Genomic DNA, 24,137 nt, shown 5'->3' on the forward strand with positions numbered 1-24,137 from the left:
GGACCTATGTGATGGTCAAGCGGCCAAGCGTTCACTGGGTCTGCCTCTCCGGGGATTCAGGAGTCGATGACGTGCTGCAGCAGGCCACGGTCCTCAGCAAGCAGCGTTTCTGCCACCCTGTTGCCGAGGTCGGCGGCAGCTGTGATGCCAGCTTCGAGGGTGACGCCGGGCTCCAGCGTCAGCTCCTGGCCGGCTCGCTGAACCTCTGATCCGTCGGGGGCGCAGACCATAGTGTCAAGACGCAGCTTCACTCCCCCGTCGGGTTCGTCCTCGCACCGGGCGAGGCCGCCGATCGGCGCTGAACAGCCGGCGTTCAACCGAGCCAGCAGTGCCCGCTCGGCGGTCACCTCCAACCGGCTCTCCAGGTGATCCAGCTGCGCCAAGCTGACTGCCAGCGAGGTGCCCGGTTCAGATGGTGAGCTGCGGACTTCCACCGCAAGTGCACCCTGTCCGGGTGCCGGGAGCATCACCTCCGGATCCAACAGCTCCGAAATATGAGCCGCAAGCTCCAACCGCGCCAGCCCGGCACCGGCGAGGACTACAGCATCCAAGTCCCCGCGGGCGGCGTCGGGCGCTTGACTGGACTTCTCAGCGGCGTGCTCACGTCCACGGACTCGCGCCAGGCGGGTGCCGACATTGCCGCGGATGTCCACGATGTTCAGGTCTGGTCGAGCGGCCAGCAGTTGCGCGGCCCGGCGGGGTGAGCCTGTGCCCACCTTGGCGCCCTCTGGGAGCTCCTCGAGACTGAGCTCATCGGCGGAGCAGAGGGCATCACGGACGTCTGCGCGTTCGGGCACCGCCGCAATATTGAGCCCCTCCACGTCTTTGGCGGGCAGGTCCTTCAGCGAGTGGACCGCCACATCGATGTCACCGTCGAGCAGGGCTTTCCGCAGGGCCGTGGCGAAGACTCCGGTGCCGCCGAGTTGACTCAGCGGACCGGTCAGCACATCCCCTTCTGAGCGGATGGTGACCAACTCATAGTCCAATCCGCCCAGGTCGGCGAGCGCCTCAGCCGCTGTGGTGCTCTGCCGCATGGCGAGCCTGCTCCCCCGTGTGCCGACGCGGAAGGTCTCCATCAGGAGAGCACTTCAACAACGTCGACGGTCTCAGGAAGCCGGCGTCCGGTGTAGAACGGAATTTCGTCTCTTACGTGGTACCGGGTTTCTGACTCGCGCAGCCTGCGCATCATGTCCACCAGGTCCCGCAGGTCCGGAGCCTCCAGAGCGAGCAGCCACTCCCAGTCATTGAGCGCGAACGCGGACGTGGTGTTGGCCAACACTGAGGGGAATTCTTGCCCGAGTTCACCGTGCTCGCGCAGCATCTTCCCGCGCTTGGCGGGGTCAAGCAGGTACCAGTCGTAGCTTCGGTTGAACGGGTAGACGGTCAGCCACTCCTCCGGCTCCACTCCGCGGGCAAAGGCCGGCACGTGGCCGCGGGCGAACTCCGCGGTGCGGTGAACACCCATGGCGGAGAAGACCATCTCCGTGGTGTTGAGCAGTTCTGTGCGGTGCAGGGCACGCAATGCTGCCTGGATCTTTTCTGCCTTGTGGCCGGTGACCCACAGCATCACATCCGCACCGGCGCGCATTCCGGAGACGTCATAGACACCTCGGAGTTCGGCAGTGTCCTCGTCGTGCCCCAGACCTCCGCCGGCCAGTGAGCTCACGACGTCGTCAAAGGCTGAGGCAATCTTCTCTGCTTTGCGCCCTGCAGGAACCTCTGAGCGGTGCTTGGGCTCCCACCAGTCAACGGCTGACCGGGACTCGGTGCGGGCGAAGACGGTGAAGACAGTGAACCAGTCTTTTCCGGATGAGTTGACGTCCTCCGGGCTGCGCTGAGCGTTGCGACCATAAGTCATGGAGTCAGCTTATCGCGCACCGGCAACTCACTTCTACAAGACGTAGAAGAATTACTGACGACGACGCCTGGGCCCCGCGCTTGCCCGCAGCTCAGCTGCCAGGTTTGGATCAGCGACTCAGCACCTGCTGGGCGGCGCGCCGGGCATCGGGGATGACCTGGGCGAGTCCGGTGCCGGCGAACCATGCACCTGTCACCGCGATGCCCGGTCCGGCAGCGCTTTGCCGGGCGCTGAGCAGTTCCCTGACCTGTTGTGCGTCGCTGCGCTGTTGGGTCGAGCCACCGGGCAGTCCCGTCTGCCAACGCACCACCGTGTGGTCGAGTAGCTGCTCCCGGTTCACGGCAAGGCCGGTGAGCGCTGGCAGGTCGGCGATGGCGGCATTGAGCAGCGCATTGTCTGCGGAGGTGAAACCTAAGCTGCCGTCGGTATCGGTGATGCGGCCGAATGAAAGCCGGAGCAGGTGATGACTGGGGCCCAGCTGGTTCTCCAGTGCTCGGGCCACCCATTCCCACTTGGCTGAGATGTGGGTCATAGCTTTGGCCCGAATATGGCTTACTGTCGGTGCAACGAGCATTCCAGTGCCGCGCGGACACGCGTCCAACTGCGGTGCGTGCACTAAAAGTGTCACCAGAGCCACCCCTGCGCTCTGGCCCTGGTCCGGCCTCTGTCCGGCAGGCGCAGCCTTCGGTGAGGTTCCTATCAGCCGGTGTATCTGACGGCCCTCGGTCGCCACGATGACTGCATCGGCCTGCAGTGAACTGAGCTCGTGGATCTCAGTATTGAGGTGAATACTGGCGCCGAACCGGCGGAGCTGGGATTCCAGGGTGCTGATCAGCGTATTCATGCCGCCGTGGAGTGACTGCACAGCGGATCCCGCCGGGGCTGCTGCACGCAGGGCCGTGACCGCACGGGCCAGGGAGCCTTGAGTGAGCATCGTCTGATACAGCTGAGGGTGCGCTGAACTGATGGCCAGGTCGTAAGGATCTGCCGAGTGAACCCCTGAGGTGATAGGCGCAACGAGCCGCTCCACCACAGCGGGGCCCATGCGATCTGCGACCACTTCCCCCAACGCAGGATTGTGTGCCTGAGACCACGTCATCGGAGCTTCAAGATCCTGGGCTGCACGCGCGGCCTCTTCGGCTCCGAGAATAGCGATCACATCATCGGCACTGGGATTTCCGGGGACACCCAATACCCCGGTCGAAGGCATCGGTGCGGCTTGATCGGGCAGCTGGAGCCAAGCCCCCAGGGGGTTGGGAGAGACAACCTGCTCATCCAGCCCAAGGTCGCGGAGGAAGTCCCTGACCGCAGGCGTGCGTGTGGCGAAAGCTTCCGCCCCCGCATCGACCTGCACACCTGCCAGCGACACCGGGGAGATGGCACCGCCGAGCCGATCTCCGGCCTCATATATGTCGACCTGCTGCCCGCTGCGGGCAAGCTCCCACGCGGCAGTCAGGCCGGCGATCCCACCGCCGATGACTGCGGCGCGGTTCATGGTTCGATCGAGTGGATCAGCTCCACCACTCGTGTCAGGACTGGGGGATCGGTCTCGGGAGGCACCCCGTGACCGAGGTTGAGGACGTGTCCGGCCGCGCCGGAGCCGGCTGCCATGACTTCACGGACATGAGCTTCCAGCACCGGCCAGTCGGCGGTGAGGAAAGCGGGGTCGATGTTGCCCTGCAGTGGTGTCTCCGGACCGAGTCGGCGGGTGGCCTCACTTAAGTCCAGTCGGTAGTCGACACCCACGACGTCGGCCCCAGCGGTTTTGAGCAGGTCAAGAATCTCACTGGTCCCGGTACCGAAGTGCACCAGTGGAGCGCTCACCCCGTTGGGCCCGCTCAGTTCGGAGACATGGGACAAGGCCGCAGTCGAATGCGGCAGAACGTGGCGCTGGTAATCGGCCCGACCCAGCGAACCGGCCCAGGAGTCGAACAACTGGGCTGCGGATGCACCTGCCATCAGTTGAGCGCGCATGAATCTGCCGGACACATCGGCCGCCCATGCCGCCAGCTCGTTCCAGGTCTGCGGGTCGGAGTGCATCATGGCCCGTGGGCCCAGATGATCCCGTGAGGGCCGACCTTCCACCATGTAGGCGGCCAGGGTGAACGGCGCACCGGCGAATCCGATCAGCGGGGTGCTGCCGAGCTCGGCTGTGGTGCGTTGAATCGCCTCGGTGATCGGGGCGAATGCGGACTCGTCGAGCTCCGGCAATGCTGCGACATCTGCAGCGGTCCGCACCGGAGAGTCCAGGACTGGGCCGACTCCGGGCTGAATCTCTACGCCCACTCCTGCCAGCCGCAGCGGAATCACAATATCGGAGAAGAAGATGGCAGCGTCAACGTCATGCCGGCGCACTGGCTGCAGCGTGATCTCACTGGCCATTTGCGGGTTGAGGCAGGAGTCCAGCATGGATGTGCCTTCCCGCAGCTTCCGGTATTCCGGCAGTGACCGTCCGGCTTGGCGCATAAACCACACTGGCCGACGCTCGGGCTTGGCTGGCGCCCCATCACTGGTGCGTGAGCCGCGGTACTGGTTGAGCAGCGCGGACTCTGAGGTCAGTCCGCTCGCCAAGGGGTGGTCAGCGGGCAGGTGGGACGTGGAGGTCGTCGTCATACTTCCATTCTGCCTTGAATGGAGGACTTGGCGTCACGAGCAGCGAACTTCTTCTACACACGATAGAATTGCTCTGCCGTGGTTCTCTTTTCTCTTGTCGCAACCCACACCGATCTCGACCTCGAGACAGTCGGGACACTTTCCGCAGGAGCGGCCGATGTCGCCGCTTCTGTAGATCTGCCTGCCGTGACACTGGCCACCTGCAACCGCCTCGAGATCTACGCTGAGTCCGGCTCGAACTCTCCCGAGGCCCTTGAGGAAGGGCGCAATACGCTCATCTCTGCGGTCGCTGAGTCCTCTGGGCTGGATCATGCGACCGTCGCCAGTTCCTTCAAAACTCTCGTGGACGACGACGCCGCCCATCACCTTTTTGAGGTCGGAGCCGGTCTGGACTCGGCCGTGGTGGGGGAACGCGAAATCGCTGGCCAGGTTCGGCGCTCGTTGGCTGAGGCGCAGGCCTCAGGCACCGCCTCAGGGACTCTGACCAAACTTTTCGAATCGGCGACCCGCGCCGCGAAGGACGTGGGCGCGAAGACCGCGCTGGGATCAAGGGGGCGCTCCATCGTCTCTGTTGCCCTGGACATTGCTGGCGATATGCGCGGCCACGGACCTTCCTTCTACCAGAACGCCAAAGTCGTACTCATCGGCACCGGGGCCTATGCCGGCGCCTCACTGTCCCAGCTGGCCGAACGTGGCGTACCCGATATTGCGGTGTTTTCCGGGTCCGGACGTGCTGAAGATTTTCTCACCGCCCGCAAAGACGCTGTTTCGGCCCGCGGCAGTCACGCCCGCTCGCTGCGCATGGACGAACTTGCGGCGGCGTTCCGTGAAGCTGACGTCATTGTCGGCTGCTCAGGCGGAAACCGTCAGATCACGGCTGGAGAGATCCGCTCATTGGCCGCGTTGCACGAGCGCGATGAACCTCTCACAGTGATTGACCTTGCGCTCTCCCACGACTTCACCCCAGAGGTGGCCGAGCTTCCGGGAGTGGATCTGATCACGCTGGAATCCGTGAAAATTGCCGCACCGGATGAAACATCAGCTTCAGTCGACGACGCCCGAGCGGTCATTGCCGAATCCGTCCAGCAGTATCTCGCTGAGCGTGCTGAGCGCACCGCAGATGATGCGATCGTCACACTGCGCAAGCACGTGCAGTCGCTGTTGGACGAGGAAATGGACAAGGTCCGCAAACACCACGGCTGCACCGCCGCAGCCGAAGAAGTGGAGTTCGGGCTCCGCCGCATTGTGCGCAAACTACTGCACACCCCCACCGTGCGTGCCCGAGAATTGGCCGCAGACGGTCGCGGCGACGAGTACGTCGCTGCACTACAGACCATATTCGGCGTTGAGGTAGCAGCTGCCGAGGACTCCCGGCGCCAGGCGGGGCCGCGGCGTCGCCCCGAGGATTTCTCCGCAGCGGAACTGGCGCATATGGCAGCGTATCTTCAGCAAGTCCCTGATGGCGGATTTTGCCGCCACCATCGTGCCGGTGAGTTCAGCATCGCGCGCTTCCAGGCTGTCGAAGCCGTTCGTAAGAGCGCCTGAGCACTGGTGGCGTCAAGCTGACGCCCAGCCTCTTTTGTGCCTGCGCTGACCTGGGACTCATAGCGTGCTTGGTGTTGGTTCACATGACCGATAACCCGATTTTTGAGGAGGACGAAGGCTGTGAAGCTCGCCGCCATTCGATCCATTTACGAGGCTGAGCCTCCGTTTGCCACTGTCTATTTGCAGGCTCAGGCCGCAAGCCCCAATGCGGAGCAGGAAGTCCGGCTGCGCTGGGATGCTCTGCGCAGCCAGCTCGCTGACGCTGGCGCCCATGATGAAACTCTGACAGCGCTCGACGACGCCGTGCTGGGCGAGGACATCACCGCCATCCAGACCGAAGGCCGGGTGCTGGTGGCAAACCGCACCGGTCTGCTGCTGGAAGAGGACTTTGACGCAACCCGTGACGGTGGCGATCAGGCCGTGCTCGGCGAGCCGCCCGCTCTGGGAGACTATCTGCGGCAGCGGGCACGCTCAGTGCGTGGCCTGGTGGTCCTTGTGGACAAGGAACGCGCCACCTTGCGACGTGAAGTCTTTACCTCGTCGGCGGTCCTGGACTCCGGCAGCGAATCCGGGGTTGAAGGCTCGGCCACTGAGAGCGTGCACAAGCCACGGGAAGGCGCCGAGCACCACCGCCGTATGCAACAGCGCGCCGAGGAGGCCGCATGGCTCAATATTCGAGACATCACCGAAACTGTGCGCAATACGGCAGAGAAGTGGGGTCCCGATGCTCTAGTGGTGGCCGGTGAGGTCCAAGGCCGCAAGATGCTTCTAGAGGAGTTGCCGGTCCATCTTCAGGAGATTGCCTATGAGGTTGAAGCTGGTGGCGGAATCTCCAGCGACTCTGCAGATGAGGGTGCCGAGCAGGCGCTGACCGAGGCTCTGCTCAGCACGGCCCGGCAGATCACCATTGACCGAGCGAAGGCTGAGACAGAACGGTTCGGCAGTGCCCGGGCCAACGGGTTGGCCGTCGAAGGCGCGGAGAACATTCGCCGGGCGGCCACACTCGGTGCGGTGGAGACTCTTCTGCTGCGCTACGACGCTGAAGCTGAAGACGAGGACACATTGCTGCGCGAGGCCGCAGGAGTCGATGCCGCTGTGGGACTCGTCGGAACCTCCGTTGAGGGCAACGCCGCGGCGATCCTCCGGTACGAGGCGCCGGTTGACCAGATGGACTCACAGCCCTCTTCCAGCTGATCAGCACTCACATTTTTCATGGGGCGTGGAATCGCCGGCGGGGCACCCCTTCGTCGCGTTCCACGCCCCACAGCTGTGTCAGAGGCGAAGGCTAGACTGGGACAAGTGACGACTGCACATGACGCCGAGGCCACGGACGCCTCATCAGAACTCCGAGAAGAGTACTCCGATCTGGTAGAAGAGGTCGCCCGGCACCAGGTGGCCTACCACCAGAAGGACGCGCCGCTGATCTCTGATGCGGAGTACGACCAACTCATACACCGCCTTCGGAAGATTGAGGCGGAGCACCCTGAACTGGCATCCGCGGATTCGCCCACACAGCAGGTAGGCGGTGCGCCATCTGAGGCCTTTGCGCCGGTGGACCATCTGCGGCGCATGTACTCGCTGGAGGATCTGTTCTCCTACTCTGAGCTGCGCACCTGGTACGACCGGGCGGTGGCCTCCCTGGAGAAGCAGCGGCCAGGTGAGAAACCCCGGTGGTTGGTCGAGTTGAAGATTGACGGACTCGCCATCAGTCTGCTGTACCGTCACGGAGAACTCGTCCGCGCTGCGACGCGCGGAGACGGCACCACGGGCGAGGATGTCACCCACAATGTGCGCACCATTAAGGACATTCCCCATCATCTGACTGGGGACCATCACCCGGAAGAGCTCGAGGTCCGCGGGGAGATCTTCATGCCCTCGGAAGCTTTCCACACATTCAACCAGACGCTGATCGACTCCGGTAAACCTCCCCTGGCGAATCCCCGCAACGCAGCTGCCGGGTCGATTCGGCAGAAGGATCCGGCCAAGACGGCGCAGCGCCCACTTTCGATGTTCGTCCACGGAATTGGCGCTCGGTCAGGGCTGGAACCGACCAGCCAGCACGAAACCTATGACACGCTGGCCGCCTGGGGCCTCCCCGTCTCGCCCTACACAGCTATCGTCGCCAGTTTTGATGAGATCCAGGAGTACCTGGACACCTATGAACAGAAGCGGCACGATCTCATTCACGAGATCGACGGAGTGGTCATCAAAGTAGACGACTTCGCCCAACAACGGTCACTGGGGCACACCTCACGTGTCCCCCGATGGGCAGCTGCCTATAAATACGCTCCCGAAGAAGTCACCACCCGTCTGCTCGATATCCGCGAACATGTGGGCCGCACTGGTCGTGTCACACCGTATGCAGTGCTCCGGAAGGCAAGAGTGGCCGGCTCCGAGGTCCAACGGGCTACGCTGCACAACCAGGATGTGGTCAAGGCCAAGGGAGTGCTGATCGGCGATGACGTGATGATTCGCAAGGCAGGAGACGTCATTCCTGAAGTGCTCGGGCCGGTGCTGCCAGCTCGCGAAGGCAGGGAGAGCGAGCTGCGGGAATATGTCTTTCCGGAGCACTGTCCCGCATGCGGCACAGTTCTGGCCCCCGGGAAAGAAGGGGACGTTGACTACCGCTGCCCCAATGCTGAATCCTGCCCCGCCCAACTCAGTGAACGTGTGGTGCACATCGGCTCGCGCGGCGCACTAGACATTGAAGCCCTTGGGTATGAGGCCGGTCTTGCGCTGACCAATCCTGACCTGCGGCGGCCGAACCGGGCCGACGAGATTGACCAGGAGGCCCTGGAGACATCCGGTGCCAATGCGGCGCGGGGCACTGAAGGCCCCGCTGATCAGACACCTGTTCTACGGTCCGAGGCTGAACTGTTCGATCTCACCGCGGAAGACGTCAAGGATGTCTACGTCTGGCGGGAGGTGAGGAAGGCTGGTGAGCCCACGGGCAAGTGGGCGCCGTCGCTGTATTTTTGGACCAAGCCGCAATGGGACCGGAACGGCGAGCTCAAGAAGCCGTCAGAGCCCACCGCGAACACAGTCCAATTGTTCGAAGAGCTGCAGAAGGCCAAAGAGCAACCGCTGTGGCGGGTGTTGGTGGCGCTATCGATCCGCCATGTGGGGCCCACCGCTTCCCGTGCACTCAGCTCCGCCTACGGTTCCATGGAGAAGATACGTGCTGCCGATGAGCAGGAACTGGCTGGAATCGACGGAGTGGGGCCCGTGATTGCCGCCTCTATCCGCGAGTGGTTCAGCGTGGACTGGCACTGCCGGCTGGTGGACCAGTGGGCGGAAGCCGGGGTACGGATGGAGGACGAGGTCGACGAGGACACCCCGCGGACGCTGGAGGGCGTCACGGTGGTGGTCACCGGATCGTTGGAGGAATATTCCAGAGACGAGTCCAAGGAAGCGATCATCGCTCGCGGAGGTCGAGCCTCAGGGTCTGTGTCGAAGAAGACCGACTTTGTGGTCGCCGGCGCCAACGCCGGCTCCAAACTGGCCAAAGCCGAACAGCTCGGGGTGCCCGTGCTGGACGAGGAGCAGTTCACCGAACTGCTGAACCATGGACCAGACCAATGGAAGAGGGCCGATGACTGAGACCGAACTGCTGAAGACATTCCTAGGGATCGCGCGTGAAGCGGCAGCAGCCGGTGCAGCGGTCCTGTCCGAACGCGACGCCGCCGCACCAGCTGGGCAACCGCTGGATAACAGCAGCCATGGGATCGCCACGAAGTCCTCTGAGTCCGACTTCGTCACAGATTTCGACAAGCGGGCCGAAGATGAGGTGCGGGCGGTCATCAGCTCATACCGGCCACATGACGTCATCTCCGGCGAGGAGCACGGCACTACAGACGTATCCGAACCCTCCGGGTACCGATGGTCGATTGACCCCCTGGACGGCACCACGAACTTTGTCCGAGGCATCGTCTATTACGGCACATCCGTCGGGTTACAGGCTCCGAGTGGGGAATGGATCGTCGGAGTGGTCGTCGCTCCAGCCATCAGCAAGGAATGGTGGGCAGCCCGAGGCCTCGGCGCATTCACCGCCCGAAATGGGTCAGAACCTGTCGCCCTGAAGGGCCCCCAAGGCGCCATCAGCTCCGGCATCTTAGCCACCGGATTCGGGTACGACCCGGCACGGAAGGCCCAGCAGGTCCAATCGGTGGCGACCATGAACGACTACTTCGGAAATATTCGCCGGCTCGGCGCGGCAGCCCTCGACATCTGCATGGTTGCCGAAGGTACGCAGGACGCGTACGCCGAATACGGCATCCAAGAACATGACTGGGCAGGAGGCGCAGTCATCGCCGAAGAGGTGGGGGTCCCAGTTCGCCGGCCCGCCTCACCAGACGGAGCGACCGCGCCCGACTGGTGCATCATCGGCGATATCGGAATGACTCTGAACGAGCTTGAGCCCGCCCCGACTCAGACCTAGGTGATGGACTGCCGTGTCGTACATCAAAGAATCCCAGTCACATCCGCAGGCGGCAGCCGTTGAATCAGCAGGGCTGCGGTGGCTGAAAGCTGCCGAATCTGTAGGCGGACCCGCGGTCGTGGACGTCCTCGAAAGCCGCGCCGACTCTCTTCACCTCGAGCGTGTGACGCCTCAGAAACCTTCGGCGTCAGATGCCGCTGAGTTCGGGGCCGCTTTGGCGCGAATGCACCAGTCTGTAGGGCACGAAGATCCAAGGAGTCACTACAGGGACTCCCCCACTCTCTTCGGCACGCTGCCCCCAGACCACCCGGTCGGTGTTCCGCACCTGTTCGGTCCAGCAGATCAGCTCTTGGAGCTCGGCGCTGAACAACACGAGTCTTGGGGAGCCTTCTATGCGGCAGAACGCCTGGACCCGGTGTTGCGCCAACTGGCGGGGAGGCTCACCTCAGCAGAGACACAGCTGCTCCAGGGGGCACAGGAACGCATCTCCGCTGGAGACTTTGACACTGGGGAACCTGCCTCCCTCATTCACGGTGACCTCTGGAGCGGCAATGTGCTCTGGAGTAGTCATGGTGCCGTGCTGATTGACCCAGCCGCCCACGCCGGACATCGAGAAACCGACCTAGCCATGCTGCAACTTTTTGGCATGCCACACCTGGATGAGGTCCTCAGCGCCTACCAGCAAGCTGCGCCTCTCGCTGAAGGGTGGCAGGACAGAGTCCCCGTCCATCAGCTGTTCTATCTAGCGGTTCACCTGCTGCTGTTCGGTCCCACCTACCATGAGGCGATGATCGCAGCCGCCGAACACGCCACCAGATTGCGCGGCTGAGCGGCACAGCAAACGCCCCGGCCAGGGGCCTGTCTCTGCAGGAACCTGACCGGGGCGCGCTAACTGACTATTTGTTTATTGGTGAGGCGCGGAGTCGCGCTTTGGACCAGCCTGTACCTCGTCCACCACAACCTTCATGTCCTCTGGACCTGGGATGTACACCGGGTCCTCCATCAGACGTCCAGCCTTGCGGTCGTCCAGGTACTGCTGCATTTCCTTCTTGACCACCGGAGCAAGGATGACCAGCCCGATGACGTTGATGAAGATGCAGAGGAACAACGCCGAGTCGGCGAAGTCAATGATGTTGGCGAAGGACACCAGGCAACCGATGACGATCATGATGCAAACGATGACCCGGAAGATGGTGTCAGTCGCTTGGTTCGTACCAACCAGGTAACGCCATGCCTGCAGACCGTAGTAGCTCCACGTGATCAGAGTCGAGAACGCGAAGAGGAAGACTGCGATGGCCAGCAGGACGGAGAAGTTGTTGAAGAACGTGTCGAAAGCCCCGAAGGTCAGACCGATTGGATCCTCAGCGTTGGCTTCAACAGCGCCATCCCAAGTGACCTGGTCTGGGTACCAAGCGAACACGATGACCAGGGCTGTCATGGTGCAGACCACCACAGTGTCGATGAACGGCTCCAGAGCCGCGACGAAGCCCTCGGAGACTGGCCGGCGAGTCCGCACTGCGGAGTGCGCGATCGGTGCTGAACCAATACCAGCCTCATTGGAGAACGCTGCACGCTGAACACCGATGATGATGACACCAATCATGCCGCCAGCAACACCTTCAGGGGAGAAGGCTCCACCGATGATGGCGCCGAATGCGGCACCGATGTTGCCGAAGTTCGCGAAGATGACCACGAGACACGCTGCCACGTAGATGATGGCCATTGCTGGAACCAGCGTTGCAGTGACCTTAGCGATGGACTTGATGCCGCCGATGATGACCAGTGCCACCAGACCAGCGAAGATGATGCCGAAGATCAGCGCACCAGCGTCACCGTGGAGGATTGTGTCCTCACTACCCGTCACGGTACCCAGTGCGTCACGAATACCAGCGAAGGCATTGTTGGCCTGGAACATACCGCCACCGATGATGCCGAAGAGCATGATCGAGATGGCGAAGATACCGGTGATGATCGCCACTGGGATGCGGCCCAGGCGGCGGAAAGCGACCGGGAGGTACTTGAAGGGTCCGCCGTGAACCTCTCCATTCTCGTCAATCGTGCGGTACCGGACACCAAGTGTGCACTCAACGAACTTGGTACACATGCCGAGCAAACCGGCGAGAATCATCCAGAAGGTCGCACCAGGACCACCTAGGGAGACTGCTGCCGCCACGCCGGCGATGTTGCCGAGGCCCACAGTTCCCGAGACCGCTGCGGTCAGCGCCTGGAAGTGCGATACCTCGCCCGGATCATCGTCCCGTGACCATTTGCCACGGACTGTCTCCAGAGAAACGACGAAACCGGAGAACTGAATGCCCTTGAAGTAAATGGTGAAACCGATGGCTGCCACGATGGCCCACAGGACCAGCAGTGAGCCGTCCCACAGCATTGTGTCCTCGGGAAAAGGATCGCCGAGGGGGATCTGCACAGAAGTGCCGAAGATAAGGTTCACGAAGAATTCAGTGATATTGCCGAAGTATTCGTCAATAGTGTCAGCGAAGTCCTGGATCGGCGATTGTGTCGCCGCCAGAAGATGTCCCTCAGGACTCATGTCGTTCATCCCCTCATATGGATGTCAAAAGCAGTTAACAGGTGCCACGTGGCACCCTGGGGTGGCCCAGAATGAGCTTCAATCTACTCGTCTACTGTTTCGCACTGTTTGCGAAATCCCACCCGAGTGTTAAAAGCACGTTTCAGGTTGCACTTACCTTACACCCAGGTTGTGACGATGGTCACGCATTTTCGCCTCGACATACCGACGGGTAGTAAAAAAAGTACGCCGCCTCCCCATCAATTTCAGATGAGAAGACGGCGTACCACCAGGTCAGTCAGGAGCGACTAAGAGTCCATGCCAAGAGTCTGGAGAACAATCTCCTTGACCTTTCCGGCATCTGCCTGGCCACGAGTTTCTTTCATCACCGGCCCAATGAGGGCACCAATGGCTTTGAGTTTGCCGCCTTTAACCTTTTCCACTACGTCCGGATTTTCAGCCATGGCCTTCTCCACGGCCGCGGTGAGCGCACCGTCGTCGGAGACAACCTCTAGTCCTCGGTTCCGCACAATGTCCGCTGGGGCGCCCTCGCCATCGACGTGGTGCTCCAATACCTGCCGGGCGATCTTGTCATTGACTGTGCCACCTTCGATGAGGCGGTTGAGCTCCACAATGGTCACAGGTTCCACCCCCAGTGCAGCCGGGTCTACTCCGCGGGCATTTGCAAGCCGGGAGATTTCGCCCATCCACCATTTGCGCGCTACAGCAGGAGAGGCGCCCTGCCCCACCGTCTCTTCAATCTCGTCCAGGAGTCCGGCAGCGATCACGTCACGGAATTCAGCCTCAGAGTACCCCCATGCTTCGCGAAGCCGGCGTCGGCGCTGCGCGGGTGGTTCCGGCAGCTCCGCGCGGAGCGCTTCAACCCACTCTGTGGTGGTGACAATCGGGACCAGGTCAGGTTCGGGGAAGTACCGGTAGTCATCGGCGTCGGACTTGGGCCGGCCTGAGCTGGTAGTTCGGGTGTCCTCTTTCCAGTGACGAGTCTCCTGCACAATGGACCCTCCGGCTGAGAGGATCCCTGCATGGCGGCGAATCTCGTAGGTCACCGCGTGTTCGACAGCGCGCATTGAATTCACGTTCTTCGTCTCTGAACGCGTACCGAAAACCTCAGCACCTCGCCGCATAAGCGAAACGTTGGCATCACAGCGCACATTGCCACGTTCCATCCGCGCATCAGAGATATCGAGTCCCTTCACAATGTCTCTGATCGCCGAGACGTAGGCACGCGCAATCTCTGGAGCGCGTTTCCCCGCTCCGGTGATCGGTTTCGTGACGATCTCAATCAGCGGCACTCCGGCCCGATTGTAGTCCACTAGGGAGTAATCGGCGCCCTGGATTCGTCCGGACGTTCCCGCATGGGTGAGCTTTCCGGCATCCTCCTCCATATGTGCCCGTTCAATGTCGACCCGGAATATCTCCCCGTCGTCGAGTTCCACATCGAGATGACCGTCGAAGGCGATGGGCTCGTCGTACTGGCTGGTCTGCCAGTTCTTGGGCGTATCGGGATAGAAGTACTGTTTGCGGGCAAACCGGCAATGCTCGGCAATCGAACAGTTCAGGGCCAGGCCCAGTTTGATCGCCGATTCCACAGCCTTACCGTTGACAGCAGGCAGTGTTCCCGGCATGCCCAAGTCAACTTCGTTGACGTTGGTGTTCGGCTCATCACCGAAGGCGTTGGGCGCAGAGGAGAACATCTTCGTGGCCGTGTTGAGCTCCACATGAACTTCGAAGCCCATCACAGGTTCGAAGGCCTCGAGGGCTTCATCGAAACTGAGAGGTTCGACGGCGTCCATAGCGGCCTGAGTTGTTGTGTTCATCGAGCGACCTCCTCCAATGCGGGAATCTGCGCCCACAGTGGCGCATCATAGGTGTCGTTGAGAAGCTGTTCGAGAGCCCCGGCAGCGTGGTAGACGCGGGCGTCTTGCTTGGCTGGCGCCAAGAATTGGATGCCCACCGGGAGCCCATCAGACAACCCCCCAGGCACGGATATCCCGGGGATGCCAGCCAAGTTGGCAGGGATGGTGGCGACGTCGTTGAGGTACATGGCCAGCGGGTCATCGAGCTTCTCTCCAAGTGGGAACGCCACCGTGGGAGATGTGGGAGAGATGAGCACATCAGCCTGCTCGAAAGCGGCCGCAAAGTCCTGCTGGATGAGAGTTCGGATCTTCTGAGCAGAGCCGTAGTAGGCATCGTAGTAACCCGCCGACAGCGCGTAAGTGCCCAGAATGATGCGTCGTTTGACCTCTTCGCCGAAGCCGGCAGCACGGGTCGAGCCCATCACGCGTTCAATGGTCAGCGGGCCCTCCTCCGGGAGGACACGCGTCCCGTAGCGGACCCCGTCGTAACGGGCGAGGTTGCTGGAAGCTTCGGAAGGCATGATGAGGTAGTAGGCGCCCAGGGCATAGTCAAAACTGGGGCAGTCGACTTCAACGATTTCGGCTCCAGCCCCCTGCAGCTGGTCAAGTGCCTCGTGAAAGCGAGCGAGAACTCCTGACTGATATCCCTCACCCTGGAGCTGCTTGATCACACCGATTCGCAGCCCTTTCGCCGTCTTTGTAGAAGCGGCTGCGGAGAAGGCGGGAACCTCCCCTTCTGGATATTCAGTCTCCGGCAGCGATGTGGAGTCCTTCTTATCGTGCCCGGCGATCACCTCGTGCAGCAGTGCCGCGTCCTCGACCGTACGAGCGACCGGCCCGATCTGGTCCAAGGAGCTGGCCATGGCGATGGCACCGTAGCGGGAGACGCCGCCATAGGTAGGTTTTGTGCCCACCGTGCCGGTGACAGCCCCAGGCTGGCGGATCGACCCGCCAGTATCGGTGCCCAGCGCCAGCGGTGCTTCAAATGCCGCCACTGCTGCCGCCGAACCGCCTCCGGAACCGCCAGGGATCCTGGTGATGTCCCAAGGATTGCGAGTCGGGCCATAGGCCGAGTGCTCAGTAGAGGAGCCCATAGCAAACTCGTCCAGGTTCGTCTTGCCAAGGATGGGCATCCGAGCAGCGCGAACCTTCTCCACCACGGTCGCGTCATAGGGGCTCATCCAGCCCTGAAGCATCTTCGAACCAGCTGTGGTGGGCTGCCCCTTTGTGACGATGAGATCTTTGATCGCGATCGGCACTCCAGCCAGCGGGTGCAGCGACTCTGCGGCCGCGCCACCTGCTGCGCGTGTTGTGTCTACGGCGGCCGCTGTCTCCAGGGCTTCATCTGCTGCGACATGAAGAAAGGCGTTAATGGTGTCATCGACTGCAGCAATGCGATCCAAATGGGCTTGTGTGAGCTCCACGGAGGTGATGTCACCAGCTCGCAGTTTGGCCGCCATCTCGGCAGCTGTGAGCCGAACAAGAGCATCTGTTGTATGTGTCATCAGCGTTCTCCTCCTTCGTGTGGAACACTGCTGGGGCCGGCATCGTGATCTTCACTGAGGATCGCTGGGACTTTGAACCGAGAGTCTTCAGCATCCGGCGCGCTCGCCAGTGATTCCTCAGCGGTGAAGACGTGTCCCACGATGTCTTCCCGGAACACGTTGGTCAGCGGCAGCGGGTGTGAGGTCGCAGGAACATCCTCACCAGCGGCTTCCTGGACCCGTTTGACGGAATCCACAATTACCGCGAGTTCACTGGCCATTTTTTCCAGCTCAGCGTCGGTCATGGCTATGTGGGCAAGTGTGGCAAGATGCTCGACGTCGGCGCGCGAGATCTCAGACATGGAGCTCCCTTGAGAGTTGTAGTGAGTCAGGTACTGAGGATCAGTCTAATGACTCAACGACTTTTGATATCCACTAGGACGACCGTCACATTGTCCCGGCCGCCCTGTCGCAACGCTTGATGAATCAGCCAATCAACGGTGTCTTGGACGTTGCGGCCTGCATTGAGGATCTGACCGATTTCATCGTCGGTGAGCTCCCCGGTCAAGCCGTCGGAACAGATCAGCAGACGCTGGCCAGGCTGAACGGTCGCTTTGCTGAAGTCGGCGCCCCACATGTCCCCTGCTCCCAAGGCCCGGGTGATGACGTTGCGATGCGGATGGGAATGCATCTCCTCGGCAGTAATCATGCCGGAATCAAGAAGTTCCTGCACCTGAGAGTGGTCGCGTGTCAGACGAATCAGGGCGCCGTCGTTGAGCAGGTAGGTGCGCGAATCTCCGACATTGAAGACCAGCCACTGCCACTGCCCATTGGTGTCTTCGCCGGTGTGGTCATCGTCAGCTTCGACCACCACGGCCCCGGAGAGGGTGGTGCCGGCTTTGGAGTCGGTGGCATCGCGGATGCGCTGATCGGCGTCATCAATCAGCTTCTCAAGCTCTGGTTCCCCTACTCGCCCGGCGTGGGCCTCCCAGCCTTCAGCCAGTGCTTGAACTGCCAATGAGGATGCAACCTCACCGGCTTCATGTCCGCCCATGCCGTCGGCAACGGCGAACAGCCGGTCAGTCACTACAAAGGAGTCCTCGTTGAGCTCGCGGCGCAGCCCCACATGCGAGCCGTAGCCATAGTCGACGTAGGGCACCGCGTTACTCTCACTTGACTCTGCACTCATGACCACTGGACCATCTTGTCACGAATCGATATCACTCCGTGATGCGGATGTGCTCTAACTGTTATCAAGCGCAATTCCTCCTGTACCAGCCCTGAGCAGCATGCTGGGAGCCACCTCACCGAACCCGCGAACGAGACGCGGCGGCTGCGGCACCAAAAGATACTCCTGGCTCACCTCCAGGGCCTCCGCTGTCGATGAGTCCACCAGAATAGTTCCAGGGTCGGCTAGAGAGGTCAGACGGGCTGCCAGGTTAACCGTCGGTCCGTAAATATCGCCCATCCGGGAGAGCACTCTGCCCCAGACCACAGAGACCCGGGCTTCGGGCAGAACGTCATCAGCGGCGATGGACTCCGAGAGCGCCAAGGCAATCTCAGCCCCGGCTTCCGGGGTCTCGGCGTTGTACAGAACCTCATCACCCACCGTCTTGACCAGGCGTCCTCCGCCGATGGAGATGATCTCCGCGCATTTGGACTCGAAACGCTGAACCATATGCGCCAAGGTGCGCTCGTTCATCTGCCGCGACAAGGAGGTGTAAGAGACCAGGTCGGCGAACCCGACGGCGCGAGCAAGGGGAAGCGGGGCGTCGTCCCTGGACTGATCAGGCCCGGCCCCCTCCCGGCCTCGATCCAACGAGGCCAGACCTGACTCCACTCTGACAGTCAACCGTTGCAGAGCTGCAGAAAGCTGGCGGCGCCAGGCGTAGCCCATGAGCTGATGCAGTGGGTCGATCAGCGCCGGCAGTGTCTCAAAGACGTGGCTGCGGGCTTCAGCATCGGAGAGTTCCTGGTTGGCTATCTTGTCCTCCACCAGGGCCTCAATCTGCCACACGACCATCCGGTCAGTCATTTGACCGACCGATCGGGTCAGCGAGATGGCTGTCTCCTGGTTGAGGTACCCCTGACGGACCAGATTGACCATTTGGGCGAGTGCCTCGGCGTCAGCCTCTGTGAAGGCCTTGACGTCCTCGTCGAGGTTCGGGAACCCCAATGCACGCCACAGCTTTCGCGCAGAGTGGGTGGAGACTCCCATGCGCAGTGCCATCTCCCGGTAGGTCAGCGAGCGCTCCGCCCCTAGGAGTCGATGCTCCAGGTCCCTGATGTTCCGGTGCCATTCACGCTCTTCGAAACTCGGAGTGGGGATCGGGGCGGTCGCGGTCGCCCCATAGGCGTGAGTCTGCGGTGTCTCCGCATCCGGAGACTCGGCGGAATCGGCCGGCGGTACGAACCCCCGACCAGGTACCGTTCTGGGCTGAGATTTCGGGTTCCGAGACAGGGAGGGACGCGGCAGGTTGAAGTCGCTCCAGTCTGCCCGCGCGGCAGCCAGCTCTTCAGCGGTGTAGTTCTCCTCATCCCCGGGACGGGGCACTTCAGCCGTTTCGTCTTCCATATAGCGGTTGGCGCCGAAGTCGCGCTGCCGTGCACGTTCCCACACGTCAGGCACGTCCACCTCCAAAGGAGGCACCGTGCACATCGCCTCTGAGACCTGCAGCGTATTGGGCCTGCTGCGCGGCTGCGGCCCTGGCCTGAGCGCGGCGCCGATAGTCGCCCAACTCTTGGGCCAAGATCTTGTTAAAACGCTCAATGTCTGGCATGTCGCGAATTTTGGTGCGCTGGTGCTGCCCGTAGGCCCCATGGATGAGCACCAGGTCCCCTGCTCCTGCCATCTCCTGTAGGGCTGACTGGCGCATCTCATGCTGGCTCAGCAACGCTAGCGGGATCACCCTCGCCTGTGGTGCACCGAGGAAGTTCTTCTGCACAATCCTCTCTGTTGTCAGATACGTGAGTCGATTCAGCCATGTGACCAGCGGCTTGACGGTGCCAATGCCCACCGCTAACAGCCCGACGGTCCAGATGAGGAAGACTGCGATGTGGCTGTAGTGCTGGATGAAGGCCGGCTGGGTGTCCCGGGTGAAGTAACCCAGCAGAAAGCTCAGCAGGGCGATGGTCCCCAGCAGGTTGATGGCCGCCGGAATGAGAGCTCGATGGTGCGCACGGGTTCGAATGATGGCTTGTTCGCCGTCGACCAACTTCAGCAGCATCCCTGAGGCACCTCCTTCTGAGATCGTTGTCGCATCGCGTGGGGTATCAGTCTACGCGGGACCTCCGGCGGGACGGAGGTGCACTACATCTCCTGCATGGAAGGATTCCCGCTGTGGCGAGGCCTCCGCCGTCCAGAGTTTCTCCGCCCCTCCGCCGGTTTCCGGGTCAAGAACAGAACGACGCCGCATACTCACTTCAACGGTCAGCGCGCCGTCGTACTCCACCCCCACAGCCTCTCCGCGCACGGCTGTGCCGTCAGGCAGTTCAACTCGTACCTGCTGCCCTAGGGTGTCGATGGTCGATACGATCTCAGCCCGCACCGGCTCAATGCTGCCGCTCTGCTGGATTCTTCGCAGCAGCCTGGCGGTCTCTTCAAGCCAGTCACACAGCAGGCCGCTGCGCAGTTGGGCGGCGGCCGCTGTGCCGGGCATCGGGGGCGTGTGTCCAGCGCGCGGCAATTCCAGCAGGACAGAGGTGGAGCTTGCCGTGGGCAGCTGATCCGCTTCGAGCAGAACGTTGATTCCGCAACCGACGACCAGAGCCGCTGGGTCCTGAGGTGGAACTGCTGCCAAGATTCCGGCGATCTTCCGTCCCTGCACATGCACATCATTGGGCCATTTGAGTGCCGCCGGGATGTCCCGGTCGCTCAGTGCGCGGACAAGAGCGACTCCGAGACACAGTGGTATCCAATGCCGCTGCGCGACCGGGACATTCGGACGCAGCAGCAGGGAGGTCGAGAGTGAGGACCCCGCCGGTGAGGACCAGGCTCGGGACTGCCTCCCCCGTCCGCCGGTCTGCTGCTCGGCTGTGAGCACGGTCAGATGGGGCCAGCGCTGTGCTGCCTCAGGTGTAGCGACGGCGTCGAGCAGATCGTCATTGGTGGAGCCAGTGCTCTCTACACGCATCACCTGAGCGAAGAGTCCTGACTGCACGAGCCGGCGTTGTAGGAGGGCGTCGTCGAGTTGAGCGGGGCGCGTGTCTGACATATCTCCAACCTACTGGCAGGTGAAAGGAAGCCCGCGGCCAGTCATCTCGGCAGGCGAGAAAGCCCTTCGTGGTGGACCGTAAACCCCTCCGGAAATCCCGGCGTGTCAGAGGAGCCGTCCCATCCCGCAGCCATGAGGGCGGCGGCGATCAGCAGGCCTCCATTGCCCGGGAGGTAGAGGGGGAGCCCCTCATTTTGCCAGTTGTGGCCGTTGGTCAGATGGGTGTTCTTACTGGTCTCCTTCAACAGGCAGTCCACAGCAAGATCAGGACGGCCAACTCTGGTTGCTGCCATGGCCATCATGGGATAGTCCCACCCCCAGGTGCTCTCCCAGTCCCAGTGCTCAAGAATGTCGGTAAGTGTAGCTTCCATTGTCCGGGTATCCACCAGAGGGGTCTCTGGGACCACTCCGAGAGCCGCCAGGACAGACGGGTGATCCCTCCGGCGGTCGAGTTCCGGGTGTCGAACGGCGGTGTAGACCCCATCCCGCTGGTGTGGGGCGGGCAGCGCGTCGCGGATGTGTTCCCAATGAGGTTTTCGCTCAAGGTCCAACATCTCGCGCCACTGAATAGCCACCGAGAGCCCCCAATGCCAGTACGCCAGTTCGAACGCCGGATCGCTCAGGACCTCTTTCACGTCCGCGTAGCATTCCTGGGCCGGAATTAGCGGTCCTTCCAGATGTGCCGCATCGCCCGTTTCAACAGGGTGTGATGCCATGAACTCCGCGGTTTCGAAGACTAGATCTGCGTAGCGCTCCAAGGCTTCGGGACTGCCCGACCGCCTGAGAAGTTCGGCGAAGGAGATGGGATGCGGTTGTTGCCAGAGCAGGAATGGACCGATGTCGCTGGGAGTTTCATGGCCTTCAGGACCTACTTGTTTAGGCCATCGGGCTCCTGAAACACCCTGCTCAGCGGCTGTACCGCGCGCCAGAGGAAGGATGCGCCTGTACCAGTCCATGCTGCGTTCCAGTAGTGGGGATCGACCCCACAGCGGGAAGTGGGCCGCATGCCACCAGTGCATCTCAAGGTGGAACTTTCCTCGCCAGGAGTTCACCATGAGGCCGGTCTCCTGCGGTGGCAAAGACCCGGAGCAGTTGATCGCCGTCAGATACTGCGAGAGGACGATGCGCCGCTCCAACTCAGCGGCCCGTGGATCGGTGCTGCCGGTGAAGTCTATGGCACCCCCTGACAACCAGAACTCTTCCCACCAACGGGCCGACTCTGCGAAGACGTCTTGCGCGGAGGTGGTCGGCGAGTCTGCTGCTCCGTGGGGAGCCTCGGGTGCAAAGTTCAGCGCGAGGTCCCAACTGTTCCGGTCATTCTCCACCGAGGTCAGGGTCACTTGGTGGTTGCTCGAATGGTCCACTGCCAGTTCCCCGCCGGAGTGCGCCTTCACAAAGTACCGGGTGCCATCTAGCTCTCTGCGGATGACGGCCGTAGCGCCGGTGAGCTCGACCTCGGTGTGGTGTGAGTCGGAGGCCCAATCGGCAGCGTTGCCCCAGGCACCGCTGCCGTAGGGGAACCGAAGCTCGACAGCTGGCGACTCTGGGCCATCGCTGGTGATACTCCAACCGACTGTGTCCTCCGCGGGATGCACCGCGGTGCGGACCGTGAAGTGTGTGCCGTGCAGGCGGAATTCAGAAGTGGCTATACCGGTCCAGAGATCGAGGTGCTGTCGAATCGGCTCCAACGACTCCGGGTCCAGGGAGGTCCCCCCACCGTGAGAGCCCATCACACGTGAAGGGGCCAAGCCTATCCAGCCGAGCATCAGGCGGTGGGGGTTGGCCCGCAACCATTTCTCCTCCTCAGTGGCGGTCTCCGGACCTGTCGCACTGGTCTTTCCGCGAATATCCACATAACGAACGTCGCCTCGTGGTGTCGCAAAGCTCCTTTTGGCGGTTTTTAGCTGGGGCTCCGGCTCGCGTGGAATGGTGTGCCAGCCCCACTGAGACTGGGTACCCAAGAGGCTTCCGGGATTCTGCGGATCCCGTCCTGGCGAAACGTGCAGCTGCGGAAAGGTCTGGAGGCCGGTGGCATCGATGCTTAGTCCGATTTCACCGTTGCCCAGTTGCAGTGGCGCGGTCGGATCGGTCGCAGTACGAGTGATGCAGTGACGTCTGACTAAACTCTTGCGGTCAATAGGCATGGGGCTCCTGAGGATTCAGTGCTGGGGATTATGCGGACGTGGACTGGAAGGCGGCTCAGCCTTCCACTGCTGCCTCAGCCTGCTCGATCCATTGTGCGGCGGCCTCTTCGGGGCTGGCGTCGCGGAGCAGGGCATTCTCAATCCGGACCGTAATGTCTTCGACAGTCGTGGAGCCTGTGGGGCCGATGAAGCGTGGTGCTGTGTCACGCGAAGAAACATCCTCAATGTAGTCAACCTCAGCCTGTTCGTAGCCCTCGAGGGAGTCAGCGATCGCGTCACGCATCTCTGCATTGTCCGGCACACCGCGGTCAAGTCCCAGGATTTGGACTGCCTCTTCGCTGTTGACCAGGAAGTCGAGTAGCTCACCGGCAGCGTCAGGATTTTCGCTGTCCGCCGAGATCGCGTAGAACTGCGAAGACTGTTGCCAGACGCCCGGAGTCTCTGCCTCTTCAGGCAAGGGCCAGATTTCTAGTTCTGATCCTGCGGCCTCGGCAAGTGTGAGGAGTTGGTTACTCCAGTTGATCATCATGCCTGCTTGGCCGGTACCGAGGAGGGTCTGTTCAGGCGACGCCCCGTCGAGTTCGGTGACGAGGCTCGCATTAGGCCCTGCACCCGACTCCTCTAAGTTTTGGGCGAATGTAAAGAACTCGGTGAGAGTCGCTTCAGACACGCCGATCTCTCCGTCTTCGGTATACAGAACCTCACCGTTTTGGCGCGCGTAAACATCGATCGTGTCATGCGTAATGATGGAGTCGGTGCCGTAGACGTCGTCGGGGGTGTTGTTCGCGAGTTCTTCCGCAATTTCTACGTACTCGTCCCATGTCCACGTCTGGGGGTCCGGCAATTCAACGTCTGCCTGCTCGAACACTTCCGTATTGACGATCACCGAAACTGCGTTGCTGCCTGCGGAGAGTGCGTACTGGGTTCCGTTGATCTGCCCGTTTTGAAGCGCGGCGTTATCAATCGGTCCCAGGTCGAGGTGGTCGCTGACCGTTGAGAGGTCGAGCAGCGCGTCTCGATTCGCGTATTCAGCGGGATAGGCGCCCCCAAGTGTAAAGACATCGGGAGCATCGCCTCCCGCGACCGAAGTAGCCAGCCGGTCAAAGTATCCGCTGAAGTCCGTGTACTCGCCGCTGGCAGAGTGCTCACTCTCCTCCTCGAAGGCATCGATTGCCTCCTCCGTGAGCTCAGCACGCTCAGCGCTGCCCCACCAGGCGAACCGGAGTTCGACAGCGCTCTCCTCGGTGGTTTCACCACCGTCTGCGCTGTCTGCATCGTCTCCGCAGGCGGTCATGGTCAGAAGACCGACGGTGGTGGCCGCGGCCAGGCTTTTGAATCGGATGCTGCCCATATGATGCTCCTTCAAGAGTGGGTGAGGACTCGCAGGGAGGTTCCCGAGCCCTGCACTTCACCGTACGTGGGCTGCGTCACCTA

General features: G+C 62.0%; 19 protein-coding genes. 5 read left to right on the forward strand and 14 right to left on the reverse strand.

Annotation, left to right across the window (positions count from 1 at the left end; genetic code table 11):
* Positions 1–56 precede the first annotated feature (56 nt).
* From hemC to hemE, 4 genes are all read right to left on the reverse strand, one after another.
* Positions 57–1,076, reverse strand: a complete 1,020-nt coding sequence (hemC, locus tag FH975_RS06410; RefSeq protein ID WP_162320553.1) for a hydroxymethylbilane synthase — start codon at positions 1,074–1,076, stop codon at positions 57–59.
* Complete coding sequence (hemQ, locus tag FH975_RS06415) at positions 1,076–1,858, reverse strand: hydrogen peroxide-dependent heme synthase (RefSeq protein WP_153078102.1); 783 nt, start codon at positions 1,856–1,858, stop codon at positions 1,076–1,078. The genes hemC and hemQ overlap by 1 nt, the downstream gene beginning before the upstream one ends.
* Before the next feature lie 109 nt (positions 1,859–1,967).
* A complete protein-coding gene (hemG, locus tag FH975_RS06420; protein ID WP_162320554.1) occupies positions 1,968–3,353 on the reverse strand; it encodes a protoporphyrinogen oxidase in 1,386 nt (461 codons plus the stop codon).
* Positions 3,350–4,471: a uroporphyrinogen decarboxylase gene (gene hemE / locus FH975_RS06425; RefSeq protein ID WP_162320555.1), complete on the reverse strand. Its 1,122-nt coding sequence runs from the start codon at positions 4,469–4,471 to the stop codon at positions 3,350–3,352. Before hemE ends, hemG begins: the two co-directional genes overlap by 4 nt.
* A gap of 78 nt (positions 4,472–4,549) precedes the next feature.
* On the opposite strand from hemE, the gene FH975_RS06430 reads away from it, so the two are divergent.
* The 5 genes from FH975_RS06430 (at position 4,550) to FH975_RS06450 (ending at position 11,283) form a co-directional block, all read left to right on the forward strand.
* Positions 4,550–6,016 (forward strand): glutamyl-tRNA reductase, encoded by a 1,467-nt coding sequence (locus FH975_RS06430; protein ID WP_162320556.1) that lies wholly within the window; start codon positions 4,550–4,552, stop codon positions 6,014–6,016.
* A gap of 120 nt (positions 6,017–6,136) precedes the next feature.
* Entirely contained in the window at positions 6,137–7,210 is a 1,074-nt protein-coding gene (locus tag FH975_RS16520) for a baeRF2 domain-containing protein (RefSeq protein WP_153078098.1), read from the forward strand.
* A gap of 18 nt (positions 7,211–7,228) precedes the next feature.
* Positions 7,229–9,616 carry an NAD-dependent DNA ligase LigA gene (gene ligA, locus FH975_RS06440; RefSeq protein ID WP_162320557.1) on the forward strand — a complete coding sequence of 796 codons (2,388 nt, stop codon included), beginning with the start codon at positions 7,229–7,231 and terminating at the stop codon, positions 9,614–9,616.
* On the forward strand, positions 9,609–10,454 hold the full coding sequence (locus tag FH975_RS06445; RefSeq protein WP_162320558.1) for an inositol monophosphatase family protein: 846 nt from the start codon (positions 9,609–9,611) through the stop codon (positions 10,452–10,454). Before ligA ends, FH975_RS06445 begins: the two co-directional genes overlap by 8 nt.
* A gap of 13 nt (positions 10,455–10,467) precedes the next feature.
* Positions 10,468–11,283, forward strand: a complete 816-nt coding sequence (locus FH975_RS06450; protein ID WP_162320559.1) for a fructosamine kinase family protein — start codon at positions 10,468–10,470, stop codon at positions 11,281–11,283.
* Between the two features lie 75 nt (positions 11,284–11,358).
* On the opposite strand, the gene FH975_RS06455 is transcribed toward FH975_RS06450, so the two are convergent.
* The 10 genes from FH975_RS06455 to FH975_RS06500 all read right to left on the reverse strand — a co-directional run bounded on the left by FH975_RS06455 (position 11,359) and on the right by FH975_RS06500 (position 24,054).
* The gene (locus FH975_RS06455) at positions 11,359–13,014 is read right to left on the reverse strand and encodes an alanine/glycine:cation symporter family protein (protein ID WP_235928482.1); all 1,656 of its coding nucleotides are present in this window, start codon (positions 13,012–13,014) and stop codon (positions 11,359–11,361) included.
* A gap of 278 nt (positions 13,015–13,292) precedes the next feature.
* On the reverse strand, positions 13,293–14,798 hold the full coding sequence (gene gatB, locus FH975_RS06460; protein ID WP_162320648.1) for an Asp-tRNA(Asn)/Glu-tRNA(Gln) amidotransferase subunit GatB: 1,506 nt from the start codon (positions 14,796–14,798) through the stop codon (positions 13,293–13,295).
* A gap of 20 nt (positions 14,799–14,818) precedes the next feature.
* The gene (gatA, locus tag FH975_RS06465; protein ID WP_162320560.1) at positions 14,819–16,366 is read right to left on the reverse strand and encodes an Asp-tRNA(Asn)/Glu-tRNA(Gln) amidotransferase subunit GatA; all 1,548 of its coding nucleotides are present in this window, start codon (positions 16,364–16,366) and stop codon (positions 14,819–14,821) included.
* The gene (gatC, locus tag FH975_RS06470) at positions 16,366–16,707 is read right to left on the reverse strand and encodes an Asp-tRNA(Asn)/Glu-tRNA(Gln) amidotransferase subunit GatC (protein ID WP_153078094.1); all 342 of its coding nucleotides are present in this window, start codon (positions 16,705–16,707) and stop codon (positions 16,366–16,368) included. The genes gatA and gatC overlap by 1 nt, the downstream gene beginning before the upstream one ends.
* Positions 16,708–16,760: 53 nt before the next feature.
* Complete coding sequence (locus tag FH975_RS06475) at positions 16,761–17,534, reverse strand: PP2C family protein-serine/threonine phosphatase (RefSeq protein ID WP_153078093.1); 774 nt, start codon at positions 17,532–17,534, stop codon at positions 16,761–16,763.
* Positions 17,535–17,588: 54 nt separating this feature from the next.
* A complete protein-coding gene (locus FH975_RS06480) occupies positions 17,589–18,974 on the reverse strand; it encodes an adenylate/guanylate cyclase domain-containing protein (RefSeq protein WP_328821799.1) in 1,386 nt (461 codons plus the stop codon).
* Positions 18,967–19,572, reverse strand: coding sequence for a hypothetical protein (locus FH975_RS06485; RefSeq protein ID WP_153078092.1), 606 nt, complete (start codon positions 19,570–19,572; stop codon positions 18,967–18,969). The genes FH975_RS06480 and FH975_RS06485 overlap by 8 nt, the downstream gene beginning before the upstream one ends.
* Before the next feature lie 51 nt (positions 19,573–19,623).
* Positions 19,624–20,559: a biotin--[acetyl-CoA-carboxylase] ligase gene (locus tag FH975_RS06490; protein WP_162320561.1), complete on the reverse strand. Its 936-nt coding sequence runs from the start codon at positions 20,557–20,559 to the stop codon at positions 19,624–19,626.
* Between the two features lie 41 nt (positions 20,560–20,600).
* On the reverse strand, positions 20,601–22,703 hold the full coding sequence (locus FH975_RS06495; RefSeq protein ID WP_162320562.1) for a hypothetical protein: 2,103 nt from the start codon (positions 22,701–22,703) through the stop codon (positions 20,601–20,603).
* Positions 22,704–22,758: 55 nt separating this feature from the next.
* Positions 22,759–24,054: an ABC transporter substrate-binding protein gene (locus tag FH975_RS06500; RefSeq protein ID WP_162320563.1), complete on the reverse strand. Its 1,296-nt coding sequence runs from the start codon at positions 24,052–24,054 to the stop codon at positions 22,759–22,761.
* Positions 24,055–24,137 lie beyond the last annotated feature (83 nt).

The sequence above is a fragment of the Nesterenkonia haasae genome (assembly GCF_010119385.1).
In the GTDB taxonomy this organism is placed as follows: Bacteria; Actinomycetota; Actinomycetes; order Actinomycetales; family Micrococcaceae; genus Nesterenkonia; species Nesterenkonia haasae.

What these genes read in the sequence shown, in the direction of transcription:
- hemC (WP_162320553.1), bottom strand. Translation starts at nt 1,076, where the DNA reads ATGGAGACCTTCCGCGTCGGCACACGGGGGAGCAGGCTCGCCATGCGG.
- hemQ (WP_153078102.1), bottom strand. Translation starts at nt 1,858, where the DNA reads ATGACTTATGGTCGCAACGCTCAGCGCAGCCCGGAGGACGTCAACTCA.
- hemG (WP_162320554.1), bottom strand. Translation starts at nt 3,353, where the DNA reads ATGAACCGCGCCGCAGTCATCGGCGGTGGGATCGCCGGCCTGACTGCC.
- hemE (WP_162320555.1), bottom strand. Translation starts at nt 4,471, where the DNA reads ATGACGACGACCTCCACGTCCCACCTGCCCGCTGACCACCCCTTGGCG.
- ligA (WP_162320557.1), top strand. Translation starts at nt 7,229, where the DNA reads ATGGGGCGTGGAATCGCCGGCGGGGCACCCCTTCGTCGCGTTCCACGC.
- FH975_RS06445 (WP_162320558.1), top strand. Translation starts at nt 9,609, where the DNA reads ATGACTGAGACCGAACTGCTGAAGACATTCCTAGGGATCGCGCGTGAA.
- FH975_RS06455 (WP_235928482.1), bottom strand. Translation starts at nt 13,014, where the DNA reads ATGAACGACATGAGTCCTGAGGGACATCTTCTGGCGGCGACACAATCG.
- gatB (WP_162320648.1), bottom strand. Translation starts at nt 14,798, where the DNA reads ATGGACGCCGTCGAACCTCTCAGTTTCGATGAAGCCCTCGAGGCCTTC.
- gatA (WP_162320560.1), bottom strand. Translation starts at nt 16,366, where the DNA reads ATGACACATACAACAGATGCTCTTGTTCGGCTCACAGCTGCCGAGATG.
- gatC (WP_153078094.1), bottom strand. Translation starts at nt 16,707, where the DNA reads ATGTCTGAGATCTCGCGCGCCGACGTCGAGCATCTTGCCACACTTGCC.
- FH975_RS06475 (WP_153078093.1), bottom strand. Translation starts at nt 17,534, where the DNA reads ATGAGTGCAGAGTCAAGTGAGAGTAACGCGGTGCCCTACGTCGACTAT.
- FH975_RS06485 (WP_153078092.1), bottom strand. Translation starts at nt 19,572, where the DNA reads ATGCTGCTGAAGTTGGTCGACGGCGAACAAGCCATCATTCGAACCCGT.
- FH975_RS06490 (WP_162320561.1), bottom strand. Translation starts at nt 20,559, where the DNA reads ATGTCAGACACGCGCCCCGCTCAACTCGACGACGCCCTCCTACAACGC.
- FH975_RS06495 (WP_162320562.1), bottom strand. Translation starts at nt 22,703, where the DNA reads ATGCCTATTGACCGCAAGAGTTTAGTCAGACGTCACTGCATCACTCGT.
- FH975_RS06500 (WP_162320563.1), bottom strand. Translation starts at nt 24,054, where the DNA reads ATGGGCAGCATCCGATTCAAAAGCCTGGCCGCGGCCACCACCGTCGGT.